The organism is Streptomyces sp. NPDC087901 (assembly GCF_044742205.1).
In the GTDB taxonomy this organism is placed as follows: Bacteria; Actinomycetota; Actinomycetes; order Streptomycetales; family Streptomycetaceae; genus Streptomyces.
Window position 1 is genome coordinate 385,517 of the sequence record NZ_JBIUUC010000005.1, and the last position, 17,249, is coordinate 402,765.

The window sequence follows — 17,249 nt, forward strand, 5'->3', positions numbered from 1 at the left end:
TCCCTGCTCCCCGGCGCCATGCGGTCTCGGTGACGGCCTTCGCCGTGGAGCGCGGCGCGGCGGAGACGGCCGCGCCGCTCTACGTGCTGTCCAACTGCGCCGGCCTGCTGGCCGGCTGGCTCTACGGTCTGCGCCGGTGGCGCGGCGCACCGCAGGTACAACTGGCGTTCATGACAGCATGGTTGGCGCTCAGCTGCCTGCCGCTGCTCGCGGCCGGCTCATGTGCGGAGCTCGGGCTCGGGCTCGTGCTCGTTGTCACCGGCCTGGCCGTCCCCCCGGTCCTGGTGCTCTCCTCGGTGCTCACCGCGGCGTCCGTGGACCGGGCCGCTCTGACCCAGGCGTTCACCTGGCTGAACTCGGCGAGCGCCGCAGGATCGGCCGGTGCGGCAGCGATGTCCGGACGCGCGGTGGACGCCTCCGGGGCGCACGGCGGCTTCGCGATCGCCGCGGCCGCCACCGCCGCCATGGCAGTACTGGCCGCGGCCCATGCGCGCGCCGCCTGGGGCCGGCGCATCGACTCCGGTCCCCCGCCTCACCGATCGACGAGTTGATCACGACTCGACGACGAGCGGGGCCCGGTGGCCTCGGACCCCGCTCGCCTCCTCCGGTTGCGCACGCCCACCGGCTCAGCTCACCGGCTCAGCCCATCGGTTCAACGCTCCGACGTTCAACGCGCCGCTGGAGTCGGCCGGTTCAACCCACCGGTCAACGCGCCGCTGAAGCAAACCGATTCAACCCGTCGCTGGAGCCTGCCGGTTCAGACCGCCGGGCTCCAGCGGTATCTGACGTCCGGCTCGTTCTCCTCGTTGCGGCTGCCGTCGTCGAACTCGACGGCGGTGAATCCGTGCCGCTCGTAGAAGGCGCGCGCACCGGAGTTGCGCTGGAAGGTGTGCAGGGCGAGCCCCTGCGGGCTGCGCTCCCTGGCCTTCGCGAGCAGCAGCGTTCCGATGCCCCGGCGCCGCGCGTCAGGGCGCAGATAGAGGTGCTCGAGCTCATCGCCGTCGACCGAGACGAAGCCGACCGGCTCCGCCTCTCCCCCGCCCTCCGGGAGCTCGGCCACCCAGACGTCGGTGTCGGGCAGTACGACGTGGGTCATCCAGCCAAGTGTCGCCTCGTCACTGTGCACCCGGGTCAGGTACGGCATGGCGGCGGCGCGTGAGTCGAGAAAGATCCGGGTGAGGCGGTCGGCGTCCTCGACGCGTGCCTCCCGCAGCATTACCGGGTCCGTGTGCGGGTGGCTGTCCGATGACATCCGGGGTCTCCTGTCCGAAGGGGCCGGTGGCCCGAAAGGCCCGCCGCACCTCGTGAGCGCGATGAACTGGCCACACCGTGATCGAACATACGTCGGACCCTGTCCGGATCTCCATAGGATATCGGTGACCGCTCCGCCGTGACACGCTCTCACGGCGCCCTCCCCGGCGAAGGAATCGACGTAACGGTGTATCAGCCCGGCATGTTCGCGTTTCCCGAGGACCGCCAGCGGATCACACCCCTCCGTCCTCCGCCCGGTGTCCCCTCACTGTGGCTGGTGGACGCGGTTCGGCACGGCGGGCATGCGCAGCGGCTCGCCCCGGAGATCCTCGATGCCGGTGAACTCGACAGGGCGGCACGTCTGGCCGTCGCTGCCGACCGCAGTTGCTATGTCACTGCGCATGTGGCCCTGCGGCTGCTGCTCGGGGCCCGGCTGGGCGTCGCTCCCGGTGCCGTGCCTCTCACTCGCGAGCCGTGTCCGTCCTGTGGTGGCCCGCACGGCCGCCCCGCGACCGGCGGTGGTGTGCATTTCTCCCTGTCGCACACGCGCGGAGTGGCGCTGCTGGCGTTCGCGGACGTGCCGGTGGGAGTGGACGTCGAGCGGGTCCCGGAGCCCGGGGTCGTGTCCGGGATCGCCGGTCAGCTGCACCCGGCGGAGTCCCGCGAGCTGGCGCAGCTTCCCGACGAGCAGCGGCCGGCCGCCTTCGGCCGGGTCTGGACCCGTAAGGAGGCCTACCTGAAGGGCGAGGGCATCGGCTTGGCCGGCGGCCTCGCGGCCGAGCACGTGGGCACCGGTCCCCGGCCCGGGCCTGGCCCGGCGGGCTGGACGGTCACCGATGTCGAGGTGCCCGCCGGATACGCGGCGGCGGTGGCCGTCCGTGCGGCGGGGCGGCCGCCCGCCCATGTCGGCGACCGGCGAAAATAGCGGGGCGGGCAGATCGTACCGACCGACCGATACGGAGGAGTGGCAGATGCCGCAGACACGAGCCGGACAGCAGGCGCGTCCGGAGGACCTGACCGATGTGGCACGGCTGGTGACGGCGTATTACACGCTGCACCCCGATCCGGCCGAACCTGGCCAGCGGGTCGCCTTCGGCACCTCGGGGCATCGCGGGTCGTCGACGTCCACCGCGTTCAACGAGGACCACATCGCGGCGACGAGCCAGGCGATCAGCGAGTACCGGGCGCTGCAGGGCACGGACGGGCCGCTCTTCCTCGGGGCCGACACCCACGCACTCTCGGAGCCCGCGCGGGTCACCGCCATCGAGGTGTTCGCCGCGAACGACGTGACCGTGCTCATCGACTCCGCCGACGGCTACACCCCGACGCCGGCGGTTTCGCACGCCATCCTCACGTACAACCGCGGCCGCGACGCGCACCTCGCCGACGGTGTGGTGGTCACCCCCTCGCACAATCCGCCGGGTGACGGCGGGTTCAAGTACAACCCGCCGAACGGCGGCCCGGCCGGATCGGAGGCGACCGGCTGGATCCAGGACCGGGCCAACGAGATCATCGCCGGCGGTCTCAAGGACGTGCGCCGCATGCCGTACGTCCGGGCGCTGGCAGCTGCGTCGACCGGAACGTACGACTTCCTGGGCACCTATGTGGAGGACCTGCCGTCGGTGCTCGATCTGGACGCGGTGCGCGCGGCCGGGGTACGGATCGGCGCCGACCCGCTGGGCGGTGCCTCGGTCGCGTACTGGGGCCGCATCGCCGAGCAGCACCGGCTCGACCTGACCGTCGTCAATCCGCTCACCGATCCCACCTGGCGGTTCATGACGCTGGACTGGGACGGCAAGATCCGGATGGACTGCTCCTCGCCGTACGCGATGGCCTCGCTCATCGGGCAGCGTGACCGCTACCAGATCGCCACCGGCAACGATGCCGATGCGGACCGGCACGGCATCGTCACCCCGGACGCGGGGCTGATGAATCCGAACCACTACCTCGCCGTGGCCATCAACTACCTGTACACGCACCGGGACCGCTGGTCGGCGGGTGCGGGCATCGGCAAGACCCTGGTGTCGTCCGGCATGATCGACCGGGTAGCCGCCGATCTCGGCCGGCGGCTGGTCGAGGTGCCGGTCGGTTTCAAATGGTTCGTGGACGGCCTCGCCGACGGGTCGCTCGGCTTCGGTGGCGAGGAATCGGCCGGGGCCTCGTTCCTGCGCCGTGACGGGTCTGTCTGGACGACGGACAAGGACGGCATCCTGCTGGCCCTGCTCGCCTCCGAGATCCTCGCGGTCACGGGCGATTCGCCGTCCGAGCACTACGCCGCGCTGACCGCCCGGTTCGGTGAGCCGGCCTATGCCCGGATCGACGCCCCCGCGGACCGCGAGCAGAAGGCAGTGCTTGCACGGCTGTCCCCCGAGCAGGTCAGCGCCGACACCCTGGCGGGCGAACCGGTCACGGCCGTCCTCACCTCGGCGCCGGGCAACGGGGCGGCGATCGGTGGAATCAAGGTGACCACGGAGAACGCCTGGTTCGCGGCACGGCCGTCGGGCACCGAGGACGTCTACAAGATCTACGCGGAGTCCTTCCGGGGCACCGAGCACCTCGCCCGCGTCCAGGAGGAGGCCAAGGCCGTCGTCTCCGACGCCCTGAACGCCTGATGCGAGCCGTCTCCCCCCACACATGCCGGTACGGGGGGAGACGGCTTCGCTCCTCCCCCGCACGCCCCCGCACACAGTCGGCTGGCTGGGCACATAACCGTACCGGTCGATAGAATTCGGGCATGGGAGAGCGGCCTGTCGCCCCGACTGCGCCCGAGCTGGTACTCGAAACCGACGCAGGACCCACGGTGATGAGTCCGAGCCGGGAATACCACGTCGGCCGCGACCCTTTGAGCGACATCGTCATCGACGACGGCCGGGTCTCGTGGCATCACGCGGTACTCAGGCCGCTCGACGGCCACTGGTCGATCGAGGACGAGGCCAGCACGAACGGCACCTACACCGGCGGCCGGCGCATCCATGAATCGGACGTCGGGCCCGGCACCCTCATCCGCTTCGGCCATCCCGAGGACGGGCCACAGGCCGTGCTGAGGGTCCGGCCCGCGCCGGCGCCCGCACCGGACCGTCCGTCGGCCGTCTCCATGCCCGCCGCGACCGGCACGTTCCGGCAGCCGACCACCGTACGGCCGTTGCCGTCCCGCACCGTACGGATCGGCCGCGGGTCCGGGAACGACCTGGTCGTCGACGATCTGAGCGTCTCGCGCCGCCATGCCGAGCTGCTGTCCCATACGGACGGCACGTACGAGATCGTCGACCTCGGCTCGCACAACGGCACCTTTCTCAACGGCCAGCCTGCCGACCGTGCACCCGTCTCCCCCGGAGACATCGTCGGCATCGGGCACTCCGCCTTCTGCCTGGTCGGGGACACGCTGCAGGAGTTCGTCGACACCGGTGAGGTGTCGCTCGACGTTCAGGACCTGGCGGTGACCGTCGACAGAGGCCGCAGGACGCTGCTGGACCATGTCACCTTCCCGGTGGGCGAGAAGTGCCTGCTGGGTGTGGTGGGGCCCAGCGGCGCGGGCAAGTCCACACTCCTGAACGCCCTGACCGGACTCCGCCCCGCCGACGAGGGGACCGTCCTCTACGACGGCCGGGATCTCTACCACGACTACGCCGAACTGCGTCAGCGCATCGGGCTGGTGCCCCAGGACGACATCCTGCACGCCCAGCTGACCGTCCGCAGGGCGCTGGGTTACGCCGCGGAGCTCCGTTTCCCCCAGGACACCGCAAAGTCGGAGCGCCGGGAGCGGGTCGCCGAAGTGGTGCGCGAGCTCGGACTCGAACAGCGGGCCGGCCAGCCGATCCACAGTCTCTCCGGTGGCCAGCGCAAGCGGGTGAGTGTGGCGCTGGAGCTCCTGACGAAACCGTCGCTGCTCTTCCTCGACGAACCGACGTCGGGCCTCGACCCCGGCATGGACCGCTCGGTCATGCACATGCTGCGCGACCTCGCCGACGACGGGCGCACGGTCATCGTCGTCACGCACAGTGTGCTGAGTCTGGACGTGTGCGACCGGCTGCTGGTGCTCGCACCCGGCGGGAAGATCGCCTACTACGGCCCGCCCGAGGACGCGCTGGCCTTCTTCGGCTTCGCCGAGTGGCCGGAGGCATTCGAGGCCTTCGAGAACGACCGCGACCGGCCCTGGGCCGAGGAGTACGCCGCCTCCCCCTTCCACCGGCAGTACATCGACAACGCCAGTTCACAGCCCCAGCTGCCGCACGCCGCGGCCGCGGCGGTCGCGCCGCCCCCGAAGACCCGCAGCTGGAGTGCGCAGCTGCGGACCCTCGTGCGGCGGTACGCGGCCGCGCTGAGCGCCGACCGGACGTTCCTCGTCATCATGATCGCGCTGCCGTTCGTGATGGGCGCCATGACACGGGCCCTCGCCGGAAGCCGGCTGACCCAGGAGACAGCGATGAACGCGCTGCTCATCCTGTGTGTTGGCGGTGTGCTGACGGGTGCCGCCAACGCCGTCCGGGAACTGGTCAAGGAACGGGTGATCTACCAGCGGGAACGTGCAGTCGGCCTGTCCAGATCCGCGTACTTGATGTCCAAGGTCGTGGTCCTGGGCACCATCACGGTGCTCCAGGCCGTCGTGCTGACCCTGGTCGGTCTCGTGGGTGTCGATCTCAACGCCCCGGGCGGGCAGGGGGTGCTCCTGCCGCCGCTTGCCGAAATCACCCTGACGGTGGCCCTGTTGTCCTTCACCGCGATGATGCTGGGCCTCCTGGTGTCCGCGCTGGTGCGCAAGGAGGAGGTCACCATGCCCCTCCTGGTGCTGCTCGCGATCGTCCAGGTCGTCTTCTGCGGCGCACTGCTGAAGCTGCACGGGGTGCCCGGCATCGAGCAGCTGTCCTGGCTGATCCCGTCCCGCTGGGCGCTGGGCGCCATGGCAGGGACGATCGGCCTGGCCAGGATCGTGCCCGGGAAGCTGACCGCGGACCCCCTGTTCGAGCACTCCGCCGGAATCTGGCTCCTCGACATGGGGATGCTGGTGGTGCTGTCCGCCGTCTTCGGATTCGCGGTGGCCAGGCTCCTGCGCCGGCACGAGCCCGCCATCATGCGGAAGTAGGAGCGGCCCATGGAGAGCGAGGACTTCCGTCCCACCCATGTCGTGCCCCGGGACGGACTCCCGGCCTGGGAGGCGCCCGACGTCTCCCGGCCCACCGAACCGCTCGACCCGCTGCTGCCCGTGCAACTGCTCGACCGGCGCGGCGACTGGGGGCAGGTGCTGTGCGCCAACGGCTGGTCGGCCTGGGTCGACGGCCGGCTCCTCGTGTCCGTGCCGCACGACCCACCGCAGGCCGGTCAGCCGATGACCCGCACGGCGGACCCGCGGCCGCTGATGGCCCGGGTACAGGAGTCGCTGGACCGGTTCCGCCGGGCATCCGAGGAACTCGCCGAGGGCCGCATCGACGGTGAGACCTTCCGGCGCCGCACCCAGGGGCTGCGCGCCGGCGTGGTCGTCGACGGCGAGGCCGTGTGGCTGTACGACGCGGAGCACGAGCGCTGGGTGTACACCGACGGAACCCGGCTGAACACCTACGCGGCGGCGGGCGGCCCCGGCCGCCCGAGCCGGGCCCCGCCGGACGGTGGTCCGCAGGCGCCCGCACAGGCCCCGGGACCGGAGGCGACCCGGCTCGTCGACCCCGCCGCGCATCCGCGGACCCGGCCGGGTGATGCGTGATGGCCCCGGCCACCGGCCCGCCGGACGACTCCTCGCTGCCTCCGGGACGGCCCTCCGACCTGATCGGCCGGCAGATCGCGGACTACCTGGTGGAGGGCGAGATCGGCCGCGGCGGGATGGCGGTCGTCTACCGGGCCAGGGATCTGCGGCTGGACCGCACGGTCGCGCTCAAGCTGCTCGCCCCCGAACTCGCCCGCAACGACACCTTCCGCAAGCGCTTCACACATGAGTCGCGGGTGGCGGCCGCGATCGACCACCCGCACATCGTGCCGGTCTTCGAGGCCGGTGAGACCGCGGGCATCCTCTACATCGCCATGCGCTACGTGGCCGGTCAGGATCTGCGTGCTCTCATCGACCGGCAGGGGCCGCTCCCCCTCGGGACCGCGGTCCGGATCGCGGCCCAGGTGGCGTCGGCGCTCGATGCCGCCCACGACCACGATCTGGTGCACCGGGACGTCAAACCGGGCAACATCCTGGTCGCGGCGGGCACGGACAGCGACCATCCGGAGCATGTGTACCTGACGGACTTCGGCCTGACGAAGAAATCGCTGTCGCTGACCGGGTTCACCTCCGTGGGCCAGTTCGTCGGAACGCTCGACTACGTGGCGCCCGAACAGATCTCGGGCCGCCCGGTGGACGGGCGCTGCGATGTGTACAGCCTCGCGTGTGTCGTGCACGAGACGATGGCCGGCGCCCCGCCGTTCCAGCGGGACGACGACATGGCACTGCTGTGGGCCCACCAGTTCGATCCACCGCCGCCGCTGACGGGGCTGCGCCCGGACCTTCCGACGGGCATCGACGCGGTGCTGGCGAAGGCCCTGTCCAAGAGCCCGGACGACCGCTACGACTCCTGTCTGCAGTTCGTGGCCGCGCTGCGCGCCGCGGCCCGGGGCGAAGTGCGGGACGCCCATCCGCCGACGCAGGTGGACCGGCGGATCGGCGGATGGCAGTCGGGCCCCGGACCACCGCCCGCGCCTCCGCGGTGGGCGCTGCCCGTGTTTCACGGGCGGTCCGGGCCCTGACGTGTCACGGGGTCGTCCCCACCTCGCCGCGCCGGTGGACGCGGGCCGCGAGCAGCGCGCCGATGAATCCGGTCACGAGCCCCCACAGCAGGGCGAGTCCGAGGGCGCCCCAGAGACGCGGGCGCAGCAGGACCTCGCCGCCCAGCCCGCCGCCGAGGTCGCCGAGGCCCAGCAGGGACAGTCCGTAGTGCGCGGAGATCCTGACGAGCAGGCACACGGCGAGCACGGTGAGGGCGAGCGCCGCCGCCATGTGCAGGGCGTGCTGCCAGGGGCGCATCCGGGCCGGTGAGCGCGCCGCCATCAGGAAGGCGGCCGCCAGGGTGAGCAGTGCGGCAGCGACGACGCACCACCAGACGCGGCCGTCCTGCTCGGCGAGCGTGCTGATGTTCAGGGTGGAGAGGTCCGGAGTCCGCAGGACGGAGTCCAGTACCTGAGGCATCGGGAGCCCGAACGGCCCGGCCACCTTTCCCTCCCAGGACGCCCCGAGGCCCAGCGTGAACACCAGCCAGACGAGGTTGGGCAGTCCGAGCAGGATCACCGCGAACGTCTCGGCCGGCTGCCCTCGGGTCACGACGACGACGAGTGCGATGACAAGACCCACCAGCACGTAGGCGAGCAACAGCGCCACCATCGCGTACGCGGCCGGGCGCACCGATTCCTGAAAGCGCACCAGCCGGACAGGGAGCGGCGCGCCGGGCGAGACGAGCAGGGCCAGGACGAGGACGCCTGCCAGCCAGAACAGACCGAGGACGAGGGTGAGCGGGATCTCGGCCCGGAATCCGACCCGTGGCGAGGCGTCGAGCACCTCACCGATGACTCCGCCCGTCGGGTCGGCGCCGGAGATGTCGAAGGTCTGCCGGGCCAGGAGGGACAGGCCGATGAGCACCAGAGCCCACAGCAGCGCGATCCGGCCGGCCCAGCCGACCAGTTCGCGGCTTGTGGCGACGGCGCGGTGTCTCAGGGGGCGCAGAAATCCGGCGGCGAGGACCAGCGCGCCGACGAGGGTGACCGAGAGCGGCAGCGCCGAGATGTCCGCGTGCGTCCTGGCGAGTTCCCCCGCGTTCCCCGACAGGGCGACCGACCCGCCCGCCGCCATGACGACGACGGCCGCGACCACGCGGGGAAAGGAGCCGCCGGGGAGTTCCGCCGCGCCGGCCGCCCACAGGCCGAGGGCGGCGGTGATGCCCATGACCACGAGTCCCGCGAGAACGGTCAGGAGGGCGTCGCCCCAGCCGTGTGCGACGCGGACTCCCGCACCTCTCCGGCCGTCCGATCCCTGTGTGCTCACGGGCCCACGCTAGGCAGCCGCGCTGCGGGCCGCCCCTCGGGTGGGCCGACCGCGTCGGCTTGCGGGCCTCACCGGTGCGGGGAACACAATGGCTGATACCTGAAGAATTCGGTAACGACCCTGGTAGGGGGAAGATGAGCCGTGAGTGACCAGCCCCCGTCGTCCGGCCGCCCCACGGGGCCGCCCTCAGGACCGCTTTCTGGCCCTTCGCAGGAGGGGCCCGTCCCGCCGCCTCCCGAGCGCCCGTCCGGTCCGCCGGCCGGTCCGCCCTCCGGCGGCAGCCATGGCGGACCCGGTGGTCCGGGCGGTCCTGGAGAGACCCCGCAGGACCCGGGGCCCGGCCCCCGCACCCCTTGGTGGCGGTCGGTCCCCAAGGTGGCGACCATCGCCGTCGCCGTCGTGGCGGCCGTGGTGCTGGCCGTCGTCCTCACCCGACCGGACGGCTCGGACTCGGCGGGGGGCGAGGTGTTCCTCCAGGCGGCCGGTTCGGCCGGCCGCGAGCCGTTCACCGGCTCGACCGCGCGCAGCGCATCCGGCGACGCGACGCCGACCGCCGTGCCGAGTCCGGCGTCGAGCGCCTCCGGAACGGGGAGCAACGTCACCCAGGGCGTGGACGGTTCGGCCCCCGGCCTGTACGGCGGCACTCGCAAGGTGGCCAGTTGCGACGTGGAGAAGCAGATCACCGCTCTCACGGACCAGCCCGCCAAGAACAAGGCCTTCGCCTCCGTCGAGGGCATCGGCCCGTCCGGCGTCCCGGCGTATCTGCGCGCGCTCACACCGGTCCAGCTCCGGCTCGACACCCGGGTCACCAACCACGGGTACGAGAACGGCGCCGCTACGAGCTACCAGGCAGTGCTCCAGGCCGGTACGGCGGTCCTGGTCGACGACCGCGGTGTACCGAGGGTGCGCTGCGCCTGCGGCAACCCCTTGCTGCCGCCGGTCGCGCTGAAGGGCACGCCGGAGGTGAAGGGCGATCCCTGGCCGGGCTACCGGGCCTCGAACGTCGTGGTGGTGGAGCCCGCTCCCCAGCCGGTGGACGTGTTCGTCATGTTCGACCCCCGGACCGACGGCTGGTTCGAACGGGACGCCGGTGACACGGGCGACGGCGACAAGAAGACCCACCCGCCCGCCGACTCGAGCGCCTCCCCGTGTCCGCCGAAGTCCGGCCGAGGTACGGCCGCCCCCTGCCCCTCGGATTCTTCCTCCCGTTCCCCGGGGTCCGATGAGCCGTCGTCACCCTCGACGGATTCCGGTGAGCCCTCCACCGAACCGCCCTCGCCGCCGCCGACGTCCGAGGAGCCGCCTCCCTCACCTCCGCCCTCCTCCGAGGCCCCGCCGCCGACCTCTGAGTCGGCCCCGGAGCCCGTGACACCGCAGACCGGGGAGTCCGAGGCTCCACCGCCCGCCCCGCCGGCCTCCGGTGACGGGGCCTCGGACGGGTCGGTGTAGCGGCCGTTCCGGCCCGCCGGTCCCCCGGCGGGCCGTCCGTCGGTCAGGGCGTCGACACCGTGGGCCTCGGCGCCGTCGCCATCCCGCTCCCGATGAAGAAGCTGGGGTGCGGCGGCTGGTTGTACGCGGTGTTCTGCCAGGCCAGGGCCGTGCGGTAGGTGGTGTCGTGGAGCAGTGTGGTGATCTTCGTGGCGGTCTCGTACGGCGTGGAGTAGATCCGCAGAGCGGTGTTGTCCGTGGTCGCCCAGACCACTTCCTCCCGCCAGTCGCCGAACAGGTCGCCGGAGATCGCGGGGGTGGCCTTGGTCCCGTTGTTCGAGTGGACCGATGCCCCGGTCAGCTGCCGGGTGTCGGCGGAGGTGCCGTACTTGTCGATGTGGGTGCCGTCGAGGAGTTCCCGGGTGGTGTCGCCGTCCCACCAGGACAGGAAGTTGGCGCTGGAGGGCTTGCGGCTCGCGACGACGGTGCCCTTGGGGCTGCGCACCCCGTCGGCCGCGGACGACCAGGACTCGGCGCCGGCGCTGCCGGACCAGATGTCGTCGCTGACACCGCGTCCGTTGTCGCCGTTGGCGGGCGTCGACCAGATCAGCTGGCCGGTCTTCGCGTCGGCCATCCAGGACGAGGGTTTCGAACTGTCCTCGTCGACCTTGAACTCCTCGAGACCCGCGCGGGACGGGTCCAGGTCGCCGACGTGCATGGCGTCGCCGTGGCCGTTCTTGGTGGTCCACAGGGCGTTGCCGTTGTCGTCGACGGCCATGGCGCCGTAGACGATCTCGTCCTTGCCGTCCGCGTCGACGTCGGCGACCGACAGCTGGTGGTTGCCCTGGCCGTCGTATCCCTTGCCGGAGTTGGTCGAACTGTTGGTGTCGAAGGTCCAGCGCCGGGTGAACGCTCCGTTCCGCCAGTCCCAGGCGGCGATCACCGTACGCGTGTAGTAGCCGCGGGCCATGATCAGCGAGGGCCGGGAGCCGTCGAGGTAGGCGGTGCCGGCGAGGAAGCGGTCGACGCGGTTGCCGTAGCTGTCGCCCCACGAGGAGACGGTGCCGCGCGCGGGGACGTAGTCGACGGTGCCCATGGCGGCACCCGTCCTGCCGTTGAACATGGTCAGGTACTCGGGTCCGGACAGGACGTAGCCGGATGAGTTGCGGTAGTCGGCCGACGCGCTGCCGATCACCGTGCCCTTGCCGTCCACGCTGCCGTCGGCGGTCTTCATCGCGACCTCGGCCTTGCCGTCGCCGTCGTAGTCGTACACCTGGAACTGGGTGTAGTGCGCGCCCGATCGGATGTTCCGGCCCAGGTCGACACGGAACAGGCGGGTGCCGTCGAGCTTGATCCCGTCGACGATGGTGTTGCCCGTGTAGCCGGACTGGGAGTTGTCCTTGGCGTTGGTGGGCTGCCACTTCAGTACGAAGTCGAGTGCGCCGTCACCGTCGAGGTCGCCGACGGACGCGTCGTTGGCCTCGTAGGTGTAGGCCACGCCGTCGGGGGTCGTGCCGCCGGCGGGCGGGCTGATGGGCACGTCCTTGTAGCCGCTGCGGAACTGCACGGCGTGGACGGAGTCGCTCTGCTCGACGCCGCCGACGATCGCGCGCACCGTGTAGTCCGCCGAGTCGGGGGCCCCGGCATGGAAGTAGTTCGTCGAGCCGGTGACCGGCGAGGCGTTGACCTTGGTGCCCGCCCGGTAGACGTTGAAGGACACGTCGTCGGCGTCGGTGGCGAGCCAGCGCCAGCTGATCAGGTTGCCGGCGTCGGTGTGGACGCTGACGACGCCGCGGTCCAGCGCCTCCGCCTGGCGCAGGGTCGCGGCCTGCGAGGCCTGGCCGGTGGCGACCAGTCCGGCGGCGGCCAGCAGACCCGCCGTGACGGCGCCGATCAGGGTACGGGTGCGGGTGCTGCGGCGTCCGCGGGGGGAACGGGGATGCTCAGGAGCCACGGTGCGTGCCTTCCGGAGTGGGGGTGGGTCGGGTACCTCTCAGTGCCCGCCGGGACCGAAAAGGTTGCCGCCCGTGCGTACCGGATCTGAGGCGGCAGCCCGGAGAAGCGTTCACCCGTATGCCGCGGCGCGGTGGCGGGCCGGGCGGGGTGTGCGCAGGCTGTCCGCAGAGCTGCCGATTCGCAGGGGCGGCGGAGCCAGATGGGGGTACGACGTGCCGGACGCCGGTGCACCGGTCCCAGGGATGCCCCGGGCCGACGAGATGGCGAAGGCGCTCCTGGACACACTGTTCAGCCAGTCCGCTGTGGGACTGCACGTCCTGGACACGGACCTGCGCGTGGAACGCGTCAACGCCCTGTCCGACGCGGTCGCGCCCGAGCGGATCGTGGGACTGTACTTCACCGAGGCGTACCGGCTCCATGACCCCGGGGAGTCGGAAGAACTGCTGCGCGGCGTGCTGGAGAGCGGTGTGCCCGTCCTGAACCATGTGATCCTCGGCCAGCTCATGGGGGCGCCCGGGCCCGACCGCAGTCTGCTGGTCACCGTCCACCGCCTCGACGACCCGGCCGGCCGGCCGCTCGGGCTGCTGGCCGCCGTCGTCGACGTCAACGAACGGGAGAAGTCGCGCGCCCGGGTGGACGCGCTGGCCGCGGTCCGCAGGAATGTGGGCCACTCCCTCGACATGGAGACGATCTGCCAGGGTGTCGTCACGGCACTTATGCCGGAGTTCGCGGACTTGGCCGTGGTCGAGGTGGTCGACGAGGTGCTGCGCGGTTCGAGCGCACCGCTCAGCCCTGTGCGACTCGATGTCCCCCTGCGCCGCGCGGCGCAGGGGGGGTCCGACGGGGACACGGCGGTGGGGGTGATGCGGCAGCTGCCGGCGGGTACGCCGTACGCGCTCGCCGCCGGCGATCTGCGGCCCCGGCTCGTCCAGCTCGGCCCGGGCACCCCGTGGCTGGACTCGGATCCGGTCACCTCGCACATGGTCACGTCGACCGGCGCGCACTCCCTGATCGTGGCGCCGATGAAACTCCACGGGGCCTTCCTCGGCCTGGTGAGCCTGTACCGCTTCCCCGGTTCCGAGCCGTTCGACGAGAGGGACCTCACGCTCGCGCTGACGGCAGCCGCCCATACGGCGCTGAGCATCGAGACCTCGCGGCGTTACGCCCACGACCATGTGATCGCCTCGACCATCCAGCGCAGGCTCCTGCCCCAGCTCAACGGCGACCGGATCGCCGTCGAGACCGCGCATGTGCTGCTTCCGGGACGCAACAGCGGCTGCTGGTTCGACACCATCGGGCTGTCCGGTGCCCGGACCGCGCTGATCATCGGCAACGTCGCCGGGCACGGGCTCCAGACCGCCATCACCATGGGGCAGCTGCGTACCGCTATCCATGCCCTGGCCGGTCTCGACCTGGACCCCGACGAGGTACTGGCCCGCCTCAATGACACGGCCGACCGCCTCGCGCGGGAGCGCCGGTCGCTTCCGCCGGGTGACTCGCTGCACCGCCAGCCGCTGACGGCGACCTGTCTGTACGCGGTCTACGACCCCTTCGCCCGGACCTGCACGGTGGCTCGGGCGGGGCATCCGGCGCCGGTCGCCATCCATCCGGACGGCCGTCCGATCGCCCTCGACGTGCCCGAGGGGCCGCCGCTGTTCTCCGACGACAGCGCACCGTTCGCCACGGCGACGATCACACTCGACGAGGGCAGTGTGCTGGCCTTCCTCACCGGTTCGCTGCTGTCCGGCGACCGGTCTGTGACCAGGGTGCAGGACGCGCTCGCCTATCCGGACCGCCCCCTCCAGGACCTGTGCGACGCCGTCGTCTACAACCAGCCCCCCGACGCCCACCCGGACGGTGCCGCGCTCCTGCTCGCCAGGACAGGTGTCGTCCCGCCCGACCGGGTCGCGACCTGGGAACTGGCCCACGACCGGACCACGCCCGCCATCGCCCGCACCCTGGTCCGCGACCGGCTCGAGGGCTGGAACCTCGACGAGGAGACGATCGAGGCGACCGAGCTGATCGTGAGCGAGCTGATCACCAACGCGGTCCGGTACGGAACTCCGCCGCTGCATCTGCGGCTGCTGCTGGACCGCACCCTCACCTGCGAGGTCCACGACACCAGCCCGGTGGCCCCGCATCTTCGCCATGCCCGCACCGTCGACGAGGGCGGCCGTGGCCTGTTCATCGTCTCCCAGCTCGCCACGCACTGGGGCACCCGGTACGGCACCGACGGGAAGGCCCTGTGGACCGAGCAGGAGATCCCGTCCGACGGCGCTTCCTGACGGGCAGGCACGGGCCTCGGGCGGCTCCGGCTCGCAGCATTGTCCGGGGAGACGGAGCATGAGGGCATGGGCACGGGCATGGGCACGGGCATGGAGACCTTCCGCGAGAAGCCGCACCCCCTGCGTGCCGTCGCGTTCGTGCTGGCCGCCCTGTGCACGCTGGTGATGGCCCTGACCGCGACTGCGCGCAGCACCCTGGTCTCGCCGTCCTTCTATCAGTCGGTGCTCGACGGCCAGGGGGCCTATGACCGGTTGTACGACGAGGTGCTCGTCGACCCCGAGGCGTCGGGCGTCACCAGGGACCTCCTCGCGCGGCTGCCGGTCCCGGAGGCGATCATCACCTCGAACATCAAGGTGGTGCTGCCTCCGGAGAAGGTCCGTGACCTGACCCACCAGCAGATCGACAGCGTGGTCGGCTATCTGCGCGGTGACGTCGACACGCTCCGCCTGACCGTGGATCTGCGGCCGGTCGCCGCCAACCTCGGCGACCTCACCCAGATCTACTTCGGCGATCTCGTGGCCTCGCTGCAGAATCGCGCCGAGCCGGACTTCGCCGCCTTCTCCGCCGATCTCGACCGGGCGCTGGAGGGTCTGGTGGCCGGGCGGATCCCGGACGGTCTGCCGGCGCTGCCGCTCTCCGCCGGGCAGGCCGAGCAGGCGACGGACGCGCTGCTGCGGTCCGTACCGGCGGACAGCCGGGCCGCGCTGCGTCCCGAGGTCTCGGTCGCCCTGGCCGAGGGCGATGTGGCCACGGCGCTGGCGGCGGTGGCCCCCGAAGCGGTGACGGCACGGACCCGGGCCTCGGCGGCCGAACTGCGGGCCACGGTCGGCGAAGGCACCTGGGACGTGACCCAGGCGCTCGCCGCGTCGGGGAACGATCTGGACGCCGTCCACCGGGCGCGCGCGGTGACGCACGAGGGTCTCGGTCTGGTGGAGGCGATCGCGGCCGTGCTGGGCGTGGCCTCCCTCGCCGTGCTGTGGTTCGCGTCCGCGGCCGGTTCCGGCAGGAGGCTGATGGTGATGGGCTGGGCCCTCGCCTCGGGCGCGGTCCTCACCGGACTCGCGGTTCTGATCGCGCGCCTGCTCACCGGCGGACGGGTGGTGACCCCGCCGGACTCCTGGCCGTCGAGCGTGACCGCCCTGGTGGACGACCTCCAGCATGCCGCCTTCGACCGGATCGCCGTCACCGCGCTGACCGCCGCACTGGTCCCGCTGGTGATCGGAGCGCTTCTGGTGGCGGCGGGCTGGGCCGTCCGGACACGGCCCCGGGCCGCGTTCACCGTGCCGCGCGTCCGGGCTCTGGCCGCGGGGGCCGGCTGCGCGGCGATGGCCGGGGTGCTGCTCGTACCCCTGGGCGTGAACCAGCCCGTGCCTCGCGCCTGCCAGGGCAGCGCCCGGCTGTGCGAGATGCGGTATGACGAGGTGGCTTACGTGACGTCGCACAACGCCAACTCGACCACGTACGACCGCTTCATCGGACCGCTGCAGGACCCCGACATCACTGCGCAGCTCGACGCGGGTGCGCGTGCGCTGCAGATCGACACGTACCACTGGGAGACGTCGCAGGAGATCACGGAGCGGCTGGACACCCCCGACTTCTCCCCGGAGCAGCGGCGGCTCATCGCCTCGGCGATCGACCGGCTCAACCCGCCGCGGAAGGGCCTGTGGCTGTGTCACGCCGTGTGCCGGGCGGGGGCGATCGAGCTGGTGCCCACCCTTACCGCGCTGGGCACCTGGATGCGGGAGCATCCGGGCGAGGTGGTCACGCTGATCGTGCAGGACGCGATCAGCGGCGAGGAGACCGAACGGGCCTTCCGGCAGGCCGGACTCGATGACCTGCTCCACACACCGGACCCCGACCCGGACAAGGCATGGCCGACGCTGGGCGAGATGGTCGACAGCGGCCGGCGCCTCGTGGTCTTCGCCGAGAAGGCCGACGGGCCCGCGCCCTGGTACCGCAACTTCTACCGGTACGGGATGGAGACACCGTTCGCCTTCCGCTCCCCCGCCGAGATGAGTTGTGTCCCGTACCGCGGGGACACCGGCAAGCGGCTGTTCCTCTTGAACCACTTCATCACGGTCGCGGGCGGCAGCCGGCTGGACGCGGGAAAGGTCAACGCCCGTGACTGGGTGCTGGACCGGGCTCACCGGTGCGAGCGGGAACGGGGAAGTCCCGTGAACTTCGTCGCCGTCGACTACACGACGATCGGGGATGTGCGCGGGGCGGTGGCGGCGCTCAACGAGGAGCGTGCGGCGGCCGCCGGCACCTCCTGATGCGGACACGGGTGCGGCGCACCACGGCGGTCGGGCCGTGGTGCGCCGCG

Annotated in this window: 12 protein-coding genes; 9 read left to right on the forward strand and 3 right to left on the reverse strand. The window is 71.8% G+C overall.

What is annotated here, in order from left to right; translation table 11 throughout:
- Positions 1–29: 29 nt before the first annotated feature.
- Entirely contained in the window at positions 30–551 is a 522-nt protein-coding gene (locus ACIOEW_RS18895) for a hypothetical protein (protein ID WP_401964750.1), read from the forward strand.
- A gap of 206 nt (positions 552–757) precedes the next feature.
- Here ACIOEW_RS18895 and ACIOEW_RS18900 read toward each other — a convergent pair whose 3' ends face one another.
- The gene (locus ACIOEW_RS18900) at positions 758–1,252 is read right to left on the reverse strand and encodes a GNAT family N-acetyltransferase (protein WP_401964751.1); all 495 of its coding nucleotides are present in this window, start codon (positions 1,250–1,252) and stop codon (positions 758–760) included.
- Positions 1,253–1,453: 201 nt separating this feature from the next.
- On the opposite strand from ACIOEW_RS18900, the gene ACIOEW_RS18905 reads away from it, so the two are divergent.
- From ACIOEW_RS18905 to ACIOEW_RS18925, 5 genes are all read left to right on the forward strand, one after another.
- The gene (locus ACIOEW_RS18905) at positions 1,454–2,176 is read left to right on the forward strand and encodes a 4'-phosphopantetheinyl transferase family protein (protein ID WP_401964753.1); all 723 of its coding nucleotides are present in this window, start codon (positions 1,454–1,456) and stop codon (positions 2,174–2,176) included.
- Positions 2,177–2,222: 46 nt separating this feature from the next.
- Complete coding sequence (gene pgm / locus ACIOEW_RS18910) at positions 2,223–3,863, forward strand: phosphoglucomutase (alpha-D-glucose-1,6-bisphosphate-dependent) (RefSeq protein ID WP_362555677.1); 1,641 nt, start codon at positions 2,223–2,225, stop codon at positions 3,861–3,863.
- Positions 3,864–3,985: 122 nt separating this feature from the next.
- Positions 3,986–6,331 carry an FHA domain-containing protein gene (locus tag ACIOEW_RS18915; RefSeq protein ID WP_401964755.1) on the forward strand — a complete coding sequence of 782 codons (2,346 nt, stop codon included), beginning with the start codon at positions 3,986–3,988 and terminating at the stop codon, positions 6,329–6,331.
- A gap of 9 nt (positions 6,332–6,340) precedes the next feature.
- Positions 6,341–6,946 (forward strand): hypothetical protein, encoded by a 606-nt coding sequence (locus ACIOEW_RS18920; RefSeq protein ID WP_401964756.1) that lies wholly within the window; start codon positions 6,341–6,343, stop codon positions 6,944–6,946.
- The gene (locus tag ACIOEW_RS18925) at positions 6,946–7,968 is read left to right on the forward strand and encodes a serine/threonine-protein kinase (protein WP_362555683.1); all 1,023 of its coding nucleotides are present in this window, start codon (positions 6,946–6,948) and stop codon (positions 7,966–7,968) included. The genes ACIOEW_RS18920 and ACIOEW_RS18925 overlap by 1 nt, the downstream gene beginning before the upstream one ends.
- Before the next feature lie 4 nt (positions 7,969–7,972).
- Here the strand turns inward: ACIOEW_RS18925 and ACIOEW_RS18930 are convergent, their stop codons facing one another.
- Entirely contained in the window at positions 7,973–9,256 is a 1,284-nt protein-coding gene (locus tag ACIOEW_RS18930) for a streptophobe family protein (protein WP_401964757.1), read from the reverse strand.
- Between the two features lie 141 nt (positions 9,257–9,397).
- Between ACIOEW_RS18930 and ACIOEW_RS18935 the strand changes: the two genes are divergently transcribed.
- Complete coding sequence (locus ACIOEW_RS18935; protein WP_401964759.1) at positions 9,398–10,705, forward strand: DUF6777 domain-containing protein; 1,308 nt, start codon at positions 9,398–9,400, stop codon at positions 10,703–10,705.
- 43 nt (positions 10,706–10,748) lie between these two features.
- On the opposite strand, the gene ACIOEW_RS18940 is transcribed toward ACIOEW_RS18935, so the two are convergent.
- Complete coding sequence (locus ACIOEW_RS18940) at positions 10,749–12,638, reverse strand: rhamnogalacturonan lyase (protein ID WP_362555689.1); 1,890 nt, start codon at positions 12,636–12,638, stop codon at positions 10,749–10,751.
- Between the two features lie 244 nt (positions 12,639–12,882).
- Here ACIOEW_RS18940 and ACIOEW_RS18945 point away from each other — a divergent pair, with 244 nt between their 5' ends.
- Both ACIOEW_RS18945 and ACIOEW_RS18950 read left to right on the forward strand, forming a co-directional pair.
- Positions 12,883–14,925, forward strand: a complete 2,043-nt coding sequence (locus ACIOEW_RS18945; RefSeq protein ID WP_401964760.1) for a SpoIIE family protein phosphatase — start codon at positions 12,883–12,885, stop codon at positions 14,923–14,925.
- Positions 14,926–15,015: 90 nt separating this feature from the next.
- Positions 15,016–17,199, forward strand: a complete 2,184-nt coding sequence (locus tag ACIOEW_RS18950; protein WP_401964973.1) for a hypothetical protein — start codon at positions 15,016–15,018, stop codon at positions 17,197–17,199.
- Positions 17,200–17,249: the final 50 nt, after the last annotated feature.

Coding starts and splice junctions, on each gene's coding strand:
- ACIOEW_RS18925 (WP_362555683.1), top strand. CDS start 6,946: ATGGCCCCGGCCACCGGCCCGCCGGACGACTCCTCGCTGCCTCCGGGA.
- pgm (WP_362555677.1), top strand. CDS start 2,223: ATGCCGCAGACACGAGCCGGACAGCAGGCGCGTCCGGAGGACCTGACC.
- ACIOEW_RS18900 (WP_401964751.1), bottom strand. CDS start 1,252: ATGTCATCGGACAGCCACCCGCACACGGACCCGGTAATGCTGCGGGAG.
- ACIOEW_RS18905 (WP_401964753.1), top strand. CDS start 1,454: ATGTTCGCGTTTCCCGAGGACCGCCAGCGGATCACACCCCTCCGTCCT.
- ACIOEW_RS18945 (WP_401964760.1), top strand. CDS start 12,883: ATGCCCCGGGCCGACGAGATGGCGAAGGCGCTCCTGGACACACTGTTC.
- ACIOEW_RS18915 (WP_401964755.1), top strand. CDS start 3,986: ATGGGAGAGCGGCCTGTCGCCCCGACTGCGCCCGAGCTGGTACTCGAA.
- ACIOEW_RS18950 (WP_401964973.1), top strand. CDS start 15,016: ATGGAGACCTTCCGCGAGAAGCCGCACCCCCTGCGTGCCGTCGCGTTC.
- ACIOEW_RS18920 (WP_401964756.1), top strand. CDS start 6,341: ATGGAGAGCGAGGACTTCCGTCCCACCCATGTCGTGCCCCGGGACGGA.